Here is a 14710-nt window from a genome sequence, read left to right as displayed (position 1 = left end):
ATGTGAGACGCGCGGTCGCCATGCGGACGGGACGGAACACAACCGGCCACGACCCGTGGCGCAGCGCGCCCGCTCACGCCTCCGCGAGGTACCGCTGCAGCGTCGGCGCGACCATCCGGACGATCTCCTCGGGATCGGCCGAGGCCAGCGGCTCGACCCGGATGACGTACCGCAGCATCGCGATGCCGACCAGCTGGGAGGCGGCCAGCTCGGCCCGGAAGCGCGGCTCCGGCACGGCCAGCTCCCCCGCCACCCGCTCCAGCATCCGCCGCAGCACCAGGCCGCGCAGCACCTTCGCCGCCGCCTCGTGGGTCACGGCGGACCGGACCACGGCGAGCAGCGGGGCGCGGGTCGCCGGGTTCTCCCAGATGCTCAGGAAGTACCGAGCGAACCGCTCGCCGATGCCGTCGGCGCCCTGCGCCAGCACGTCGGGGAGGTGCAGCGCGGGCTCCATGGACACCTCAATGGCGGCGCCGAAGACCTGCTCCTTCGTGCCGAAGTAGTGGTGCACCAGCGCCGGGTCCACCTCCGCCGCCTTGGCGATCCCGCGGATGGAGGTCTTGTCGTACCCGCGCTCGGAGAATTCCGTACGGGCCGCGGCGAGGATCCGCTCCCGTGCGCCGGGGCCCGTCGTGCCCTCCGTACGGGAGGGGCGGCCGCGCCGCCGCGGCGCTGCCCCGGAAGCGCCCGTATGGGGCGCGGTCACGAGCCGTACACCCGGTTCGGCGAGGCCAGGTGGAGCCGGGTGAAGGCGAGGGCCTCGGCGAGGTCGGCCTCGCGTTCGGCGGCGGAGAGCGCGCGGCGGGTGTTGACCTCGATGACGATGTGCCCGTCGTAGCCGGTGGCGGCCAGCCGCTCCAGCAGTTCGGCGCAGGGCTGCTTGCCGCGCCCCGGGACCAGGTGCTCGTCCTTGTTGGAGCCGCTGCCGTCGGCGAGGTGGATGTGGGCCAGCCGGTCGCCCATCCGGTCCACCATGTGCAGCGCGTCGCTCCGGGCGGTCGAGGTGTGCGACAGGTCGACCGTGAAGTGCCGGTAGTCGTCCTTGGTGGGGTCCCAGTCCGGCGCGTACGCCAGCATCTCGCGGTCGCGGTAGCGCCAGGGGTACATGTTCTCGACGGCGAACTTCACGTCCGTCTCGTTCTCCATCCGCCACACCCCGCGCACGAAGTCCCGGGCGTAGTTGCGCTGCCAACGGAAGGGCGGGTGCACGACGACCGTCGAGGCGCCGAGCTTCTCCGCCGCGTTGCGGGCCCGCTGGAGCTTGGTCCACGGGTCGGTGGACCACACGCGCTGAGTGATCAGCAGGCACGGCGCGTGGACAGCCAGCACCGGCACGCCGTGGTAGTCGGACAGCCGGCGCAGCGCCTCGATGTCCTGGCTGACCGGATCGGTCCAGACCATGACCTCGATGCCGTCGTACCCCAGGCGTGCGGCGATCTCGAAGGCCGTCGCGGTCGACTCCGGATACACCGACGCCGTGGACAGGGCGACCTTCGCATCCGGGATGCGCACCACTGGCTCCGTCACGAGGGACAGGGTACGGGCCCGTGCCGTACCGGGGGCAGGCGGTCCGCTATGTCGCACGACACCATGACGCGCCCATGACGCCTTTTTGGCGGTCCGGGGCCGCGCGGGCGGGGCCTCTCCGGGGCTCAGCCCGGCTCGCCGTTCGGCAGATGGTCCAGCCGCCGCAGGATGACGCCCTCGCGCAGCGCCCACGGGCAGATCTCCAGCTCGTCCACCTTGAAGAGGTCCATCGCGGCCTCCGCGACCAGCGCCCCGGCCAGCAGTTGGCGGGCCCGCCCCTCGGAGACCCCGGGCAGTCCGGCGCGCTTGTCGGCGGTCATCGTGGCCAGCTGGGGCACCCACTCCTCCAGCGTCGCCCGGCTCAGCCCGCGCTGGACGTACAGGCCGTCCGCCGAGCGGGCCGCGCCGGCGAGTCTGGCCAGCTGCTTGAAGGTCTTGGAGGTGGCCACGACGTGGTCCGGCGCCCCGAAGCGTGTGAAGTCGCTCACCACCCGCGCGATTTCGGCGCGCACCCGGCGCCGCAGCGCCCGTACGGCCTCCGGGTCCGGCGGGTCGCCGGGCAGGTCGCTGTTGGTGAGCCGGCCCGCGCCGAGCGGCAGCGAGACCGCCGCGTCCGGGTCCTCGTCCAGGCCGTACGCGATCTCCAGCGAGCCGCCGCCGATGTCCAGGAGCAGTAGCCGCCCGGCCGACCAGCCGAACCAGCGGCGGGCCGCGAGGAACGTGAGCCGCGCCTCGTCCTCGCCGGAGAGCACCCGCAGCGTGACGCCGGTCTCCTCGGCGACGCGCGCGAGCACGTCCTCGCCGTTGGGTGCGTCACGTATCGCGGAGGTCGCGAACGGCAGCACGTCCTCGACGCCCTTGTCCTCCGCGACCTGCATCGCCTCACGGACCGTCGCGACGAGCAGGTCGATGCCCGCGGCGGCGACGTTCCCGCCCTCGTCGAGGAGTTCGGCCAGCCGCAGTTCCGCCTTGTGGGACCAGGCGGGCAGCGGGCGCGCGCCGGGGTGCGCGTCCACCACCAGCAGATGCACCGTATTGGAACCCACGTCGAGAACACCGAGTCGCATACACAGAAAGCTACTGCGGGCCCGTGACGCCTTTAGGCTGGGGATGTGGCGAAGACGAAAAAGGCGAAGCAGGAAAAAGCCCTCAAGAAGCTCGAAAAGCAGCAGGCGCGCGGGGCGGCGTCCGACGAGGTGACCGACGAGGTCGGCCTCGACTTCGCCCGTGCCTGGGTCACCTTCCCGGACCCGGCCGACGACGAGCAGGTCTTCAAGTGCGACCTGACCTGGCTCACCTCGCGCTGGAACTGCGTTTTCGGCGGCGGCTGCCAGGGCATCGAGGCGGGCCGCGCCGACGACGGCTGCTGCACGCTCGGCGCGCACTTCTCCGACGAGGAGGACGAGGAACGGGTCGCCGGGCACGTGGCGCGGCTCACGCCGGACATCTGGCAGTTCCACGACGTGGGCAGCACGACCGGCTGGGTCGAGGAGGACGAGGACGACGGCGAGCGCCAGACCCGGCGCTGGAAGGGCTCCTGCATCTTCCAGAACCGCCCCGGCTTCCCCGGCGGCGCCGGCTGCTCGCTGCACATCCTGGCCCTCCAGGAGGGCCGCGAGCCGCTGGAGACCAAGCCGGACGTCTGCTGGCAGCTCCCGGTCCGCCGCACCTACGAGTGGATCGACCGGCCCGACGACACCCGCGTCCTCGAAATCACCATCGGCGAGTACGACCGCCGCGGCTGGGGCCCCGGCGGCCACGACCTGAACTGGTGGTGCACCTCGGCGACGTCCGCGCACGGCGCGTCGAAGGCGGTGTACCAGTCGTACGCCCCCGAACTCATCGAGCTGATGGGCAAGGAGGGCTACGACCGCCTCGCGGAACTCTGCGAGGAACGCCTGGCCTCGGAAAGCCCGGTGGCCCCGCACCCGGCCGACCCGGTGCTGCTGCCTATGCCGGTGGTGCCGAAGGCCTGACGGCGGCGGTGCCCGGGCCCGACGGCGCTCGGCCCCGGGCTCCGGCCCTCAGCCCGCCGGGCTGCCGCTGTCCGACGGCGGCGGCGTCGTGCTGGGCGGCGGCTCGCTCGGCGACGGGTCGGACGGTGCCGGATCCGTCGGCGTCGGGGACGGCGGCGGGTCGCTCGGCGACGGGTCGGACGGCGTCGGATCGGGCGGCCCGGGTGTCGGGTCCGTCGGCGGATGCGTCGGCGTCGGCCGCGGCCCTCCGGGGTCCGGCCGCGTCGCGCCGCGCCCCTCGATCGTGATCACCGCCCCCGCCGGGTCCACGGTGATCCGGGCCCGCCAGTAGCCCGCCGGCTCCCGGTCGTGGTCGACGTACACCCTGACCGTCGTCGTCTCCCCCGGCTGCAGCACCCCCGCCGTCGTACTGAACTGGAGCCACGGCGCGCCGGTGTGCGCCGCCCACCGCACGGGCGTCCCGCCGGAGGCGGACAGCGTGATGAGGGTGAGGTCGCCGCTCGGCTGCGCCGCGACGGTCAGCCGTCCCGGCCCGGTGCGGGACCGCGAAGGGCTCGGCACGGCCTCCCCCAGCCGCTCGCCCTGCGCGCCGATGACCTCCACCGACACGTCCGGCGAGTGAGTGCCGGCACCGAACCGGGGATCGGGCGTGGTCTGCGCGCTGCCCGCCTTCTCGTACGGGCGCGCGCCCAGCCGGTCGCCCTCGGTGTCGCCGGCGGTGACGGACGTGCCGTCGGTCTCGCCGGTCAGCGGCGCGCCCCGGTACGCGGCCCAGAGGGCGAGCACCGGCGCCGCCAGGACCGTGGCCACGACGGTCGTGGTGAGCGCGCGGCTGCGCAGCCGGGCGTTGCGGGCCGCCCGGTCCTTGGGCCCGAGGGGGAAGCCGTCGCGGTCGTAGCGGGGTGCAGAACCGTTTACGCCGGCCGCCCGTTTCGTGCGCCCCTGCGCCCCCTTCTCCAGCGGCTCCACCGCCCGCCCGGTCCGCGACCGCAGGGCCGCGCGCATCGCGACGCGGGCCGCGGCGCGCGGCGCCGTGACCATCGGCAGCGGCCCCTGCGCCACCGGCTCGGCCCCGGGCCAGGGCCCGCCCGCCGTCGCCCGCTCGGCCGTCCGGCGGCACTCCTCGCAGGCGTCGACGTGCCGTACGAGCTCCCGCCGCAGCGCCGTGCCCAGCAGCGTCCGGGTGTCCCCGGCCAGCCGGGCCACGTCGGGGCAGCGGCCGAACTCGACGACGGCGAGCGCCGCGCGGGTGCGCTCCACCTCGCAGGCGGCGGTGGAGAGCAGGGCCCGGGCCGTGACCGGCTCCATGCCGAGCACGGCGGCCAGTTCGCGGGAGCCGAGCCCGTGCCGTACGGACAGCTCCAGCGCCTCGCGCTGCTCCGGTGTCGTACCGGCCGCTTCCGGCCAGGCCAGCGCGGCCAGTTCGCGCCGCTGATCGGTCTCGTCGCCGGCCGCGGGCTCCGGGCGCGCGTCCGGGTCGGCGAGCCGCCGCTGACACGCCCAGCGGGCCAGCGCGTACAGCCACGGGCGGTACAGCGCGGGGTCGGACGGGCGGCGCCCGTGCTGCCGCTCGGCGAGCGCGAGCACCTCGCCGAGCACCTCGGTCGCCGCGCCGTGCTCGCACAGCACGGAGAGGCAGTACGTGAACAGTCCGTCCACGTAGGGCTCGTAGCGCTCGGTGGAGAGGTCGTGCCGGTCGTGTCGGTCGGACCGGGCGGCACGGCCGGCCCGGCCCTGCCGCCGGTCCCGCTCCGCCCGGGGCGCGCGGAGCGGTGCGGCAGTGGTCTGTGTCGGATGTCCGGGCCTGCTGCTCATCACCCGGCGACCGTAGACAGGCGACGGTGACCGGTCGGGGCCGGTTGGCGGCTTTTAATTCTTTCGGGTGACGTTCTCCCTCAAAAGGGGACAGGCGTCCGGTCCGCCCCGTCCCCCACACGCGTATCCATGGCCACTGCCACCCGGAACGTGTCATTCGCCGCCACCCGCCTCCTGCCCCTCACCGGACGTCGTCCGTACCGCGCCCGGCCGCGTTGTCGGACCCCACGGCTACGGTGGCTCCCATGGCAACCCGCAAATCCCCGGCCAAGGACCGCCCTTCCTACCGCTGCACCGAGTGCGGCTGGACCACCGCGAAGTGGCTCGGCCGCTGCCCCGAGTGCCAGGCGTGGGGCACGGTCGAGGAGGCCGGCGGCAGCCCGGCCGTCCGCACGACGGCGCCGGGCCGGGTGACGACGGCCGCGCTGCCCATCGGGCAGGTCGACGGCCGGCAGGCCACGGCCCGCTCCACCGGCGTGGCCGAGCTGGACCGCGTACTCGGCGGCGGCCTCGTCCCCGGCGCCGTGGTGCTGCTCGCCGGCGAGCCCGGCGTCGGCAAGTCCACGCTGCTGCTGGACGTCGCCGCCAAGGCCGCGAGCGAGGACCACCGCACGCTCTACGTCACGGGTGAGGAGTCCGCGAGCCAGGTGCGGCTGCGCGCCGACCGCATCGGCGCCATCGACGACCACCTCTACCTCGCCGCAGAGACCGACCTCTCCACCGTCCTCGGCCACCTCGACTCGGTAAAGCCCTCCCTGCTCGTCCTGGACTCCGTCCAGACCGTCGCCTCGCCCGAGATCGACGGCGCGCCCGGGGGCATGGCCCAGGTCCGCGAGGTGGCCGGGGCGCTGATCCGCGCCTCGAAGGAGCGCGGGATGTCCACGCTCCTCGTCGGCCACGTCACCAAGGACGGCAACATCGCGGGCCCCCGCCTGCTGGAGCACCTCGTCGACGTCGTGCTGAGCTTCGAGGGCGACCGGCACGCCCGCCTCCGCCTCGTACGGGGCGTCAAGAACCGGTACGGAGCCACCGACGAGGTCGGCTGCTTCGAGCTGCACGACGAGGGGATCACCGGCCTGGCCGACCCCTCGGGCCTCTTCCTGACCCGCCGCGACGAGCCCGTGCCGGGCACCTGCCTCACCGTCACCCTGGAGGGCCGCCGCCCGCTGGTCGCCGAGGTCCAGGCGCTCACGGTCGACTCCCAGATCCCGTCCCCCCGGCGGACGACCTCCGGCCTGGAGACCTCCCGGGTCTCGATGATGCTGGCCGTGCTGGAGCAGCGCGGCCGGATCTCCGCGCTCGGCAAGCGGGACATCTACAGCGCGACGGTCGGCGGCGTGAAGCTGTCCGAGCCGGCCGCCGACCTGGCCGTGGCGCTCGCGCTGGCCAGTGCGGCGTCCGACACGCCCCTGCCGAAGAACCTCGTGGCGATCGGCGAGGTCGGCCTCGCGGGCGAGGTCCGCCGGGTCACGGGCGTGCAGCGCAGGCTCGCCGAGGCGGCGCGGCTGGGTTTCACCCACGCCCTGGTGCCGGCCGATCCGGGCAAGATCCCGGCGGGCATGCGGGTCCGGGAGGTCGCGGACGTCGGCGAAGCGCTGCGCGTGCTGCCCCGCCGCCCACCCCGCGAGTCCGCGCGGAAGCAGGGCGCGCCGGAGGAGGCGGAGGCGTCCCCACTGAGCGGCCGCTGAGCCGCGGAGGCCGCCTCCGGTGCGCCGGGCGGGTGCCGCCCCGCGCCGCCCGGACGGGACTCCCCTAGGTAAACGGCGCGTCGCCGGTAGACTTTGCCCTGGTCTCGCCCGTCAACGCAGTCCTGCCGCAGATCGCGCCCGCGACGTACTCACGCGGCCACGGCGGCTCCGGGCGGGCTGCGGCACCGACAGACCTTGCGACGGAGGAGTGCAGTGGCAGCCAACGACCGGGCGTCGTCCCCCGGAAGGTCCGGCGGTAGCTCCGGCGGTGACAGTCTGATGCGTGCCTCGCTGAGCGCGGTCGCACCGGGCACGGCACTGCGTGACGGACTGGAGCGCATCCTCCGCGGCAACACCGGCGGTCTCATCGTGCTCGGCTTCGACAAGACCGTCGAGTCGATGTGCACCGGCGGTTTCGTCCTCGACGTCGAGTTCAGCGCCACCCGCCTGCGCGAGCTGTGCAAGCTCGACGGCGCGCTGGTGCTCGACAAGGACATCACCAAGATCTTGCGGGCCGGCGTCCAGCTCGTCCCCGACGCCTCCATCGCCACCGAGGAGACCGGCACCCGGCACCGTACGGCGCAGCGGGTCTCCATCCAGGCCGGCTTCCCGGTCGTCTCGGTCAGCCAGTCCATGCGCCTGATCGCCCTCTACGTGGACGGCGAGCGCCGCGTCCTCGAAGAGTCCGCCGCGATCCTCTCCCGCGCGAACCAGGCGCTCGCGACCCTGGAGCGGTACAAGCTGCGCCTGGACGAGGTCGCCGGCACGCTCTCCGCGCTGGAGATCGAGGACCTGGTGACGGTCCGCGACGTGACCGCCGTGGCCCAGCGCCTGGAGATGGTCCGCCGGATCGCGACCGAGATCGCCGAGTACGTCGTCGAGCTGGGCACGGACGGCCGGCTGCTCTCCCTCCAGCTGGACGAGCTGATCGCGGGCGTCGAGCCGGAGCGGGAGCTGGTCGTACGCGACTACGTACCCCAGCCGACGGCCAAGCGGTCCCGCACGGTGGCCGAGGCGCTCGCCGAGCTGGACGCGCTCTCCCACACCGAGCTGCTCGAACTCCCGATCGTGGCCCGCGCCCTCGGCTACAGCGGCTCGCCCGAGACCCTGGACTCCGCGGTCTCCCCGCGCGGCTTCCGCCTGCTGGCCAAGGTCCCCCGCCTCCCCGGCGCGGTCATCGACCGCCTCGTCGACCACTTCGGCGGCCTGCAGAAGCTCCTCGCCGCCAGCGTCGACGACCTCCAGACGGTGGACGGCGTCGGCGAGGCCCGCGCCCGCTCGGTCCGCGAGGGCCTCAGCCGCCTCGCGGAATCCTCGATCCTGGAACGCTACGTCTGACCCGCTCGGGCCCGCCGGCCGGTACGGCTGCGGGCCCGTCGTCGGCGGTCGCGGACCGTCGGGCGGTTCGGAAGAGGCGGGCCCGCTCCTCCCCTTCCGCCCCCGTCAGTCCTTCGCGAGCACGAAGGACGTGCTGTCCGGCTTCAGGCCGTCGACCGTGAGCTCGGCGAGGTAGGTACCCGCCTTGGCCGTCTTGGCGTTGGGCGTCGCGCACTGCGGGGCCGTGGGCTTGCGGTCCCACTCGACGGTCCGGGTGAGGGTCGCGCCGGCGGGCACCTTCAGCGGCGCGGGGCCGGTGCTCGGCGGGCAGTCGTCCGAGGCGTACAGGTGGTCGTCACTGTCGGTGTGACTGATCGTCAGTACGGCGGACTTGTGGCCGAGGTCGACCTTGCAGTCCTGGTCCGAGGAGTTCTTGACGGTCAGTTCGAACTTCGGGCGGTCGTCAGGGCCGTAGGAGTTCTTGCTGCTGCGCAGCTTCAACTCGACGTCGGAACCCTGGCAGTCGGCGAGCGCGGAGCCACCCGGCACCAGGACGCCGCCACCGCTGCCGGCACCCGCGCCGGAGCCGCTACCGCCGCCCTCACCGATGGGCGTACCACCGCCCGTACCGCCGCCGGAGCCGCCCGAACCGCCGCTCCCGGCCCCGCCGGAGCCCGCGTCGGCATCACCGTCGCCGCCGCCGTCGCCCGCCTCGTCGCGGCCGCCCGGCTTCTGGCTGATGCCGGAGTCGGTGGCGTTGGGGCCGGGCGTGATGGACGTGGCGGGACCGCCGGCCGACCCCTTGTTGTTCGAGCCGCCATCACCACTGGTGTTGCTCATGCTGACGGCCCACACCACCAGCAGCACGAGGAGCGCGAGGATCGCGAGCGCGACCGCCCTCCGTCGCCAGTAGATGGAGGAGGGAAGCGGCCCGATCGGATTGCGCAGAGATCCCACGCGGAAACTGTACGAGAAGTCAGCCCCGATGCCAGCCAGTACCCGCCGACGCACCCCCGACTTTTCCCATCATCAGCCTGGTTCTCCCTGGTCAACTCCCGCGATTCCCCTCCGCGCGACCATGCGGCGCGAGCCCGAGGGCGACCGTCCAGGCACCCTATGCCGCAACGTCGGACATACGTACGATGCGAACCGGGTGTGAGGAAACGTTCACTCGACATGGACCGCACGCGACTGAGGAGTACACCTGTGAAGACTCCGACCGGCCTGTCCCTGACCAACTGGCGCAAGAGCAGCTACAGCAATCCGCAGAGCAACTGCGTGGAGGTCGCCGACCACACGCCCCACGGCGTCCCCGTCCGCGACAGCAAGGATCCGCAGGGCCCGGCCCTCTTCTTCCCGGCCGACGCCTGGTCCGCCTTTGTCGCGCACATAGGCCGCTGACGCGGCGATCCGCGAGACGCGGAGCCCGTCACCGGCCCCAGCGCCGAGCGGAGTTCGCCTGCTGGGCCTGCTAGGCCCCCGGCTTCTCCGGCTTCCCCGACTCCTCCGCGGCGAGGGCCGGGATCACGCCGCCGGCGCGTACGGCGGCGCGGCGGCCGGGTGGGAGGTTGTGTCGCAGGCGGTAGCGCTCGTCCCGGGTGACGTTGACCGCCGTGAGGACCGGCTCGGCGTCCGGGGCGAGCGCCTCGTGCACGTGTTCCAGGCGGAGTTCGTCGTCCTGGTGGATGCGGTCGTAGTCGGCGGGGTCGTCGAACTCCAGGGCGAGAACGCCGAAGTTGGCCAGGTTCTGCCAGTGGATGCGGGCGTAGGACTTGGCGAGGACGGCGCGCAGGCCCAGGTAGCGCGGGGTCAGGGCGGCGTGTTCGCGGGAGGAGCCCTGGCCGTAGTTGTCGCCCGCCACGACCAGGTGCCCGCCGTCCTGCCCGTCCCGCTCCGCGCGGTCCCGGTGCTCCGCCGCGCGCCGCGGGTACTCCGGGTCGAGGCGGGTGAAGGTGAAGTCGGCCAGCCGCGGGATGTCGGACCGGAAGGGCAGGGCCTTGGCGCCCGCGGGCGAGATCTCGTCCGTGGACACGTCGTCGCCGGCCTTCAGCAGGACCGGGCCGCACAGTGTGTCGGGCATGGGGGCGAGTTCGGGCAGCGCCGAGACGCCGGGGCCGCGCTCCAGCTCGACGCGGGCTGCTTCGTCCGGGGGCAGCGGCGGTTCCAGCATGGCCTTGTTGACCGGCTCGCGGCGGAGGGTGGGGAGGCCGGCGGGGTGGTCGGCGCCCACCTCCGCGGCCCAGTCGCGCGGGTCGGTGATGACGCCGGTCAGCGCGGACGCGGTGGCGGTCTCCGGCGAGCAGAGCCAGACCCGGTCGTCCTCGGTGCCCGAGCGGCCGGGGAAGTTGCGCGGGAACGTACGCAGGGAGTTGCGGCCGGCGGCGGGCGCCTGGCCCATGCCGATGCAGCCCAGGCAGCCCGCCTGGTGAATGCGGGCCCCGGCGGCGACCAGGTCCGACACCGCGCCCGACCGGGTGAGGTCCAGCAGCGTCTCGCGCGAGGTGGGGTTCACGTCGAAGCTCACCCCGGGAGCGGTCTGGCGCCCCCGGACCATCGCCGCGGCGACCGCGTAGTCGCGCAGCCCGGGGTTGGCGGAGGAGCCGAGGACCGCCTGGTCGGCTCGCTCGCCGGCGACCTCGCGCACCGGGACCACGTTGCCGGGTGACGTGGGGCGGGCGATCAGCGGTTCGAGGGCGCTCAGGTCGATCTCGTCCGCCCGGTCGTAGCGCGCGTCCGGGTCCGCGGCGAGCGGCCGGTACGCGTCCTCCCGGCCCTCGCTGCGCAGGAAGTCCCGTACGGCCTCGTCGGCGGGGAAGACGGTCGTGGTCGCGCCCAGTTCGGCCCCCATGTTGGCGATCACATGGCGGTCCATCGCGGACAGCCCGGCCAGACCGGGGCCGTGGTACTCGATGATCCGGTTCACGCCGCCCTTCACGCCGTGCCGCCGCAGCATCTCCAGCACCACGTCCTTGGCGCTCACCCACTCCGGCAGCGCACCGGTCAGCCGGATGCCCCAGATCTCCGGCATGGTGAGGCGCAGCGGACGGCCCGCCATGGCGAGCGCGACCTCCAGTCCGCCCGTCCCGATGGCGAGCATGCCGAGCGCGCCCGCTGCGCAGGTGTGCGAGTCGGATCCGGCCAGCGACCGGCCGGGGATCCCGAACCGCTGCATGTGCACCGGGTGCGACACGCCGTTGCCCGCCTTGGAGTACCAGACCCCGAAGCGGCGGGCCGCCGAGCGGAGGAAGGCGTGGTCCTCGGCGTTGCGCCCGTCGGCCTGGAGGATGTTGTGGTCGACGTACTGGACGCTCAGCTCGGTGCGTACCCGGTCCAGGCCGATGGCCTCCAGCTCCTGCATGACCAGCGTGCCCGTGGCGTCCTGCGTCAGGGTCTGGTCGATGCGCAGGCCGATCTCGCTGCCCGGCTCCGGTTCGCCGTCCACCAGGTGGTCCGCGATGAGCCGGTGCGCGAGGCTGCCGTTCGTCGCGTGGCCGCTCGCCGCCATGCCCGCCTCCCTCAGTGCGCGCGCTTTTCGTTCGCTTTCGCACCCTGAGTACCCGTTCGTCCCGAGGCGACCCTCGTACGGGAGCGGCGCGCCCCTACTGGCCGAATCCGGCGGCGCCGGTCCATTCCTCCTTGTGGCCGAAGCCCCGGGCGTTGTCGATCAGGCGGAGCCAGGTGGGGCGGAGTTCCCAGAAGGCGGTGTGGTCCATGGCGCTGCGCAGCTTGGGGCTGAGCGCGACGTACGGGAAGCGGTCGGCGTACGCGCGCCACGCCCGGCGGCGTTCCGCACCCTCCAGACGGCGGCATGTGCCGCGCCCCTGAATTCCCGTCAGGCCCGACCACTCCTGGTCGTCGCGCTGGGCGGTGAAGGCGACCGGGGCCGCCGGGTGCGCGGCGGCCAGGGCCCGGCCGTGCCGGGTGGACTCCGACGTGACGAAGAGGAGGACGGGGTCCGGGCCGTCGGTCGCGGCGTACAGGACGGCGCAGGCCTGCGGCCCGTCCTCGTCCGTGTAGGCGAGCGTCATGGTGGTGTGGTCGGCCAGGGCCAGCAGGATCTCGGGCGGGCAGGGACGGTCCGGGTGCGTGCTCTGGTTCATGGGAGCATCCTCGCTCGCCGGCCGGGCGGCGGAAACGGCACCCCGCGCCCCCTGCCGGCCGCACCCACGGCCGCCACGTCCGGCGGTCCCGCGCACGCCCCGTTGCAGCAGTCGGCGTACCACGTGCAGGTGCACAACGGGCGGCACGGGGCCGGGTCGTTTCACCGCCGCGCGGCACCGTGTCAGGATCGACGGTGCCATGACTTCCACTCCTGCCCCCGCCCAGCCCGCCGGCGAGGCCGCCGTGGAGCCCGGCAACGGACGCACCGCCGGAACCCCGGCACCGCGCCCCGCCGAGCCCGCCGCCGCCTCCGCCTCCGCCACCGGCATCGCCACGGATGCCGCCGACGCCGCCGACAGGGCCGGCCGGCGGCTGCACGAGCCGGTCAACGACTGGTTCGACGAGCACGCCCGCGATCTGCCGTGGCGCCGCCCCGAGGCGGGTGCCTGGGGCGTGATGGTCAGCGAGTTCATGCTGCAGCAGACGCCCGTCAACCGGGTGCTGCCCATCTACGAGCAGTGGCTCGCCCGCTGGCCCCGCCCGGCCGACCTGGCCGCCGAGCCGTCCGGTGAGGCGGTGCGCGCCTGGGGCCGGCTCGGCTACCCGCGGCGCGCCCTGCGGCTGCACGCCGCCGCCTCCGCGATAAAGGAGCGGCACGGCGGCGACGTGCCGCGCGAGCACGCCCAGCTGCTGGCGCTGCCCGGCGTCGGCGAGTACACCGCCGCGGCGGTGGCCTCCTTCGCGTACGGGCAGCGGCACGCGGTACTCGACACCAATGTCCGCCGTGTGTTCGCCCGCGCGGTCACCGGCCGCCAGTACCCGCCGAACGCCACCACCGCCGCCGAACGCAAGCTCGCCCGCGCGCTGCTGCCCGAGGACGAGGCGACCGCCGCCAAGTGGGCCGCGGCCACGATGGAGCTGGGCGCACTGGTGTGCACGGCGCGCAGCCCCGAGTGCGTGCGCTGCCCGGTCGCCGCGCAGTGCGCCTGGCGGCTGGCCGGTTGCCCCGAGCACGAGGGCCCGCCGCGGCGCGTCCAGACGTACGCGGGCACCGACCGCCAGGTCCGCGGCAAGCTGCTGGCCGTGCTGCGCGAGGCCGTCGCACCGGTGCCGCAGGCGCGGCTGGACGCGGTGTGGCACGAGCCGGTCCAGCGGGCGCGTGCCCTGGACGGGCTGGTCGCCGACGGCCTGGTGGAGCCCCTCCCGGACGGCCTGTACCGGCTCCCGCTGACCTGATCCGTTCCGGATCTCCTTTCCGGTACGACGCGGCCCGGACCGGGGTGCTCCGCCGGTCCGGGCGATCCGGCCGGTCCTGCTGGTCCGGTCGGCCTGGTCGGCCTGGTCGGTCCTGTCAGCCCGGGCCGCACCGGGCCGCACCGAGCTGCACCGGACTCGGCCGGACTGCACCGGATTACCGGCGAATGCCGAAGAATGCCGCTTTCCGTGGAACCCGCCGCCCGGCGGGCCCGTCCTCCCTCTGGGGGATGACGTTCCGGCGGCTTCCGTCCCCCGCGAGGAGGAGCCCCGCGCCGCTGTTACACAACCGACGGATTCCCGTGCGTTCGCCGTGGGGCAGTCGCGCATGACGCCGCAACACCCCCTCCGTAGCGTCCCTTCCGTGCTGGAGATGAGGGCCGCGCCGACAGACGTACGGCGCCCGGCCCGCGACCACCGGCACACACAACGTGGGGAACGCAGGCGGAGGAACGGAGGCGTCGGTATGGCGACCAGCGGCGGCAAGGTACTGGACTTTGAAGAGTACGTACGCACTCGGCAGGATGCCCTGCTGCGGAGCGCCCGGCGTCTGGTGCCCGACCCGGTCGACGCCCAGGACCTGCTCCAGACGGCACTCGTGCGGACGTACGGCCGCTGGGACGGCATCGCCGACAAGTCCCTCGCCGACGCCTACCTGCGCCGCGTCATGATCAACACGCGGACCGAGTGGTGGCGGGCGCGCAAGCTGGAGGAGGTGCCCACCGAGCAGCTCCCGGACGCGAGCGTGGACGACGGCGCCGAGCAGCGCGCCGACCGCGCCCTGCTGATGGACATCCTCTCGGTACTGGCTCCCAAGCAGCGCAGCGTCGTCGTGCTGCGACACTGGGAGCAGATGAGTACGGAGGAGACCGCGGCGGCGCTGGGCATGTCCACGGGGACGGTCAAGAGCACGCTGCACCGGGCGCTGGCCCGGCTGCGCCAGGAACTGGTGAACCGTGAGGTCGACGCGCGCGTACTGGAGCGTGACGGCCGGGGGCGGGAGCGGTGCGCGGCCTGACCGGCGGCGGCACC

Annotated in this window: 13 protein-coding genes; 6 read left to right on the top strand and 7 right to left on the bottom strand. The window is 74.1% G+C overall.

The window, feature by feature from the left end; translation table 11 throughout:
- Nucleotides 1-73: 73 nt before the first annotated feature.
- The 3 genes from ACIGQF_RS27055 to ACIGQF_RS27045 all read right to left on the bottom strand — a co-directional run bounded on the left by ACIGQF_RS27055 (nt 74) and on the right by ACIGQF_RS27045 (nt 2594).
- Nucleotides 74-706 carry a TetR family transcriptional regulator gene (locus ACIGQF_RS27055; RefSeq protein ID WP_399715056.1) on the bottom strand — a complete coding sequence of 211 codons (633 nt, stop codon included), beginning with the start codon at nt 704-706 and terminating at the stop codon, nt 74-76.
- A complete protein-coding gene (locus tag ACIGQF_RS27050; RefSeq protein ID WP_361552480.1) occupies nt 703-1527 on the bottom strand; it encodes a sugar phosphate isomerase/epimerase in 825 nt (274 codons plus the stop codon). The genes ACIGQF_RS27055 and ACIGQF_RS27050 overlap by 4 nt, the downstream gene beginning before the upstream one ends.
- 125 nt (nt 1528-1652) lie before the next feature.
- Nucleotides 1653-2594, bottom strand: a complete 942-nt coding sequence (locus ACIGQF_RS27045) for a Ppx/GppA family phosphatase (protein WP_399715053.1) — start codon at nt 2592-2594, stop codon at nt 1653-1655.
- A gap of 45 nt (nt 2595-2639) precedes the next feature.
- Here ACIGQF_RS27045 and ACIGQF_RS27040 point away from each other — a divergent pair, with 45 nt between their 5' ends.
- Nucleotides 2640-3503 (top strand): hypothetical protein, encoded by an 864-nt coding sequence (locus ACIGQF_RS27040; protein WP_399715050.1) that lies wholly within the window; start codon nt 2640-2642, stop codon nt 3501-3503.
- 48 nt (nt 3504-3551) lie between these two features.
- Here ACIGQF_RS27040 and ACIGQF_RS27035 read toward each other — a convergent pair whose 3' ends face one another.
- On the bottom strand, nt 3552-5318 hold the full coding sequence (locus tag ACIGQF_RS27035; RefSeq protein WP_399715048.1) for a sigma-70 family RNA polymerase sigma factor: 1767 nt from the start codon (nt 5316-5318) through the stop codon (nt 3552-3554).
- 245 nt (nt 5319-5563) lie between these two features.
- On the opposite strand from ACIGQF_RS27035, the gene radA reads away from it, so the two are divergent.
- Both radA and disA read left to right on the top strand, forming a co-directional pair.
- Nucleotides 5564-7006: a DNA repair protein RadA gene (gene radA / locus ACIGQF_RS27030; protein ID WP_399715045.1), complete on the top strand. Its 1443-nt coding sequence runs from the start codon at nt 5564-5566 to the stop codon at nt 7004-7006.
- A 213-nt stretch (nt 7007-7219) separates the two neighbouring features.
- Complete coding sequence (gene disA, locus ACIGQF_RS27025; RefSeq protein ID WP_361552494.1) at nt 7220-8344, top strand: DNA integrity scanning diadenylate cyclase DisA; 1125 nt, start codon at nt 7220-7222, stop codon at nt 8342-8344.
- Between the two features lie 105 nt (nt 8345-8449).
- Here disA and ACIGQF_RS27020 read toward each other — a convergent pair whose 3' ends face one another.
- Nucleotides 8450-9280, bottom strand: coding sequence for a hypothetical protein (locus ACIGQF_RS27020; RefSeq protein ID WP_399715043.1), 831 nt, complete (start codon nt 9278-9280; stop codon nt 8450-8452).
- Nucleotides 9281-9529: 249 nt separating this feature from the next.
- Here ACIGQF_RS27020 and ACIGQF_RS27015 point away from each other — a divergent pair, with 249 nt between their 5' ends.
- Complete coding sequence (locus ACIGQF_RS27015) at nt 9530-9724, top strand: DUF397 domain-containing protein (protein ID WP_399715040.1); 195 nt, start codon at nt 9530-9532, stop codon at nt 9722-9724.
- 70 nt (nt 9725-9794) lie between these two features.
- On the opposite strand, the gene ACIGQF_RS27010 is transcribed toward ACIGQF_RS27015, so the two are convergent.
- Both ACIGQF_RS27010 and ACIGQF_RS27005 read right to left on the bottom strand, forming a co-directional pair.
- Entirely contained in the window at nt 9795-11828 is a 2034-nt protein-coding gene (locus ACIGQF_RS27010; RefSeq protein ID WP_399715038.1) for an aconitate hydratase, read from the bottom strand.
- Nucleotides 11829-11922: 94 nt separating this feature from the next.
- Nucleotides 11923-12423, bottom strand: a complete 501-nt coding sequence (locus tag ACIGQF_RS27005) for a pyridoxamine 5'-phosphate oxidase family protein (protein WP_399715035.1) — start codon at nt 12421-12423, stop codon at nt 11923-11925.
- 199 nt (nt 12424-12622) lie between these two features.
- On the opposite strand from ACIGQF_RS27005, the gene ACIGQF_RS27000 reads away from it, so the two are divergent.
- Together ACIGQF_RS27000 and ACIGQF_RS26995 are read left to right on the top strand one after the other, a co-directional pair.
- A complete protein-coding gene (locus tag ACIGQF_RS27000) occupies nt 12623-13660 on the top strand; it encodes an A/G-specific adenine glycosylase (RefSeq protein WP_399715032.1) in 1038 nt (345 codons plus the stop codon).
- Between the two features lie 484 nt (nt 13661-14144).
- Nucleotides 14145-14696, top strand: coding sequence for a SigE family RNA polymerase sigma factor (locus ACIGQF_RS26995; protein ID WP_399715029.1), 552 nt, complete (start codon nt 14145-14147; stop codon nt 14694-14696).
- Nucleotides 14697-14710: the final 14 nt, after the last annotated feature.

It is taken from the genome of Streptomyces sp. NPDC053560 (assembly GCF_044544605.1).
Taxonomy (GTDB): Bacteria; Actinomycetota; Actinomycetes; order Streptomycetales; family Streptomycetaceae; genus Streptomyces.
This window is presented reverse-complemented; position numbering and strand designations above follow the sequence as displayed.

Coding starts and splice junctions, on each gene's coding strand:
- ACIGQF_RS27045 (WP_399715053.1), bottom strand. CDS start 2,594: ATGCGACTCGGTGTTCTCGACGTGGGTTCCAATACGGTGCATCTGCTG.
- ACIGQF_RS27035 (WP_399715048.1), bottom strand. CDS start 5,318: ATGAGCAGCAGGCCCGGACATCCGACACAGACCACTGCCGCACCGCTC.
- radA (WP_399715045.1), top strand. CDS start 5,564: ATGGCAACCCGCAAATCCCCGGCCAAGGACCGCCCTTCCTACCGCTGC.
- ACIGQF_RS27010 (WP_399715038.1), bottom strand. CDS start 11,828: ATGGCGGCGAGCGGCCACGCGACGAACGGCAGCCTCGCGCACCGGCTC.
- ACIGQF_RS27005 (WP_399715035.1), bottom strand. CDS start 12,423: ATGAACCAGAGCACGCACCCGGACCGTCCCTGCCCGCCCGAGATCCTG.
- ACIGQF_RS27000 (WP_399715032.1), top strand. CDS start 12,623: ATGACTTCCACTCCTGCCCCCGCCCAGCCCGCCGGCGAGGCCGCCGTG.
- ACIGQF_RS26995 (WP_399715029.1), top strand. CDS start 14,145: ATGGCGACCAGCGGCGGCAAGGTACTGGACTTTGAAGAGTACGTACGC.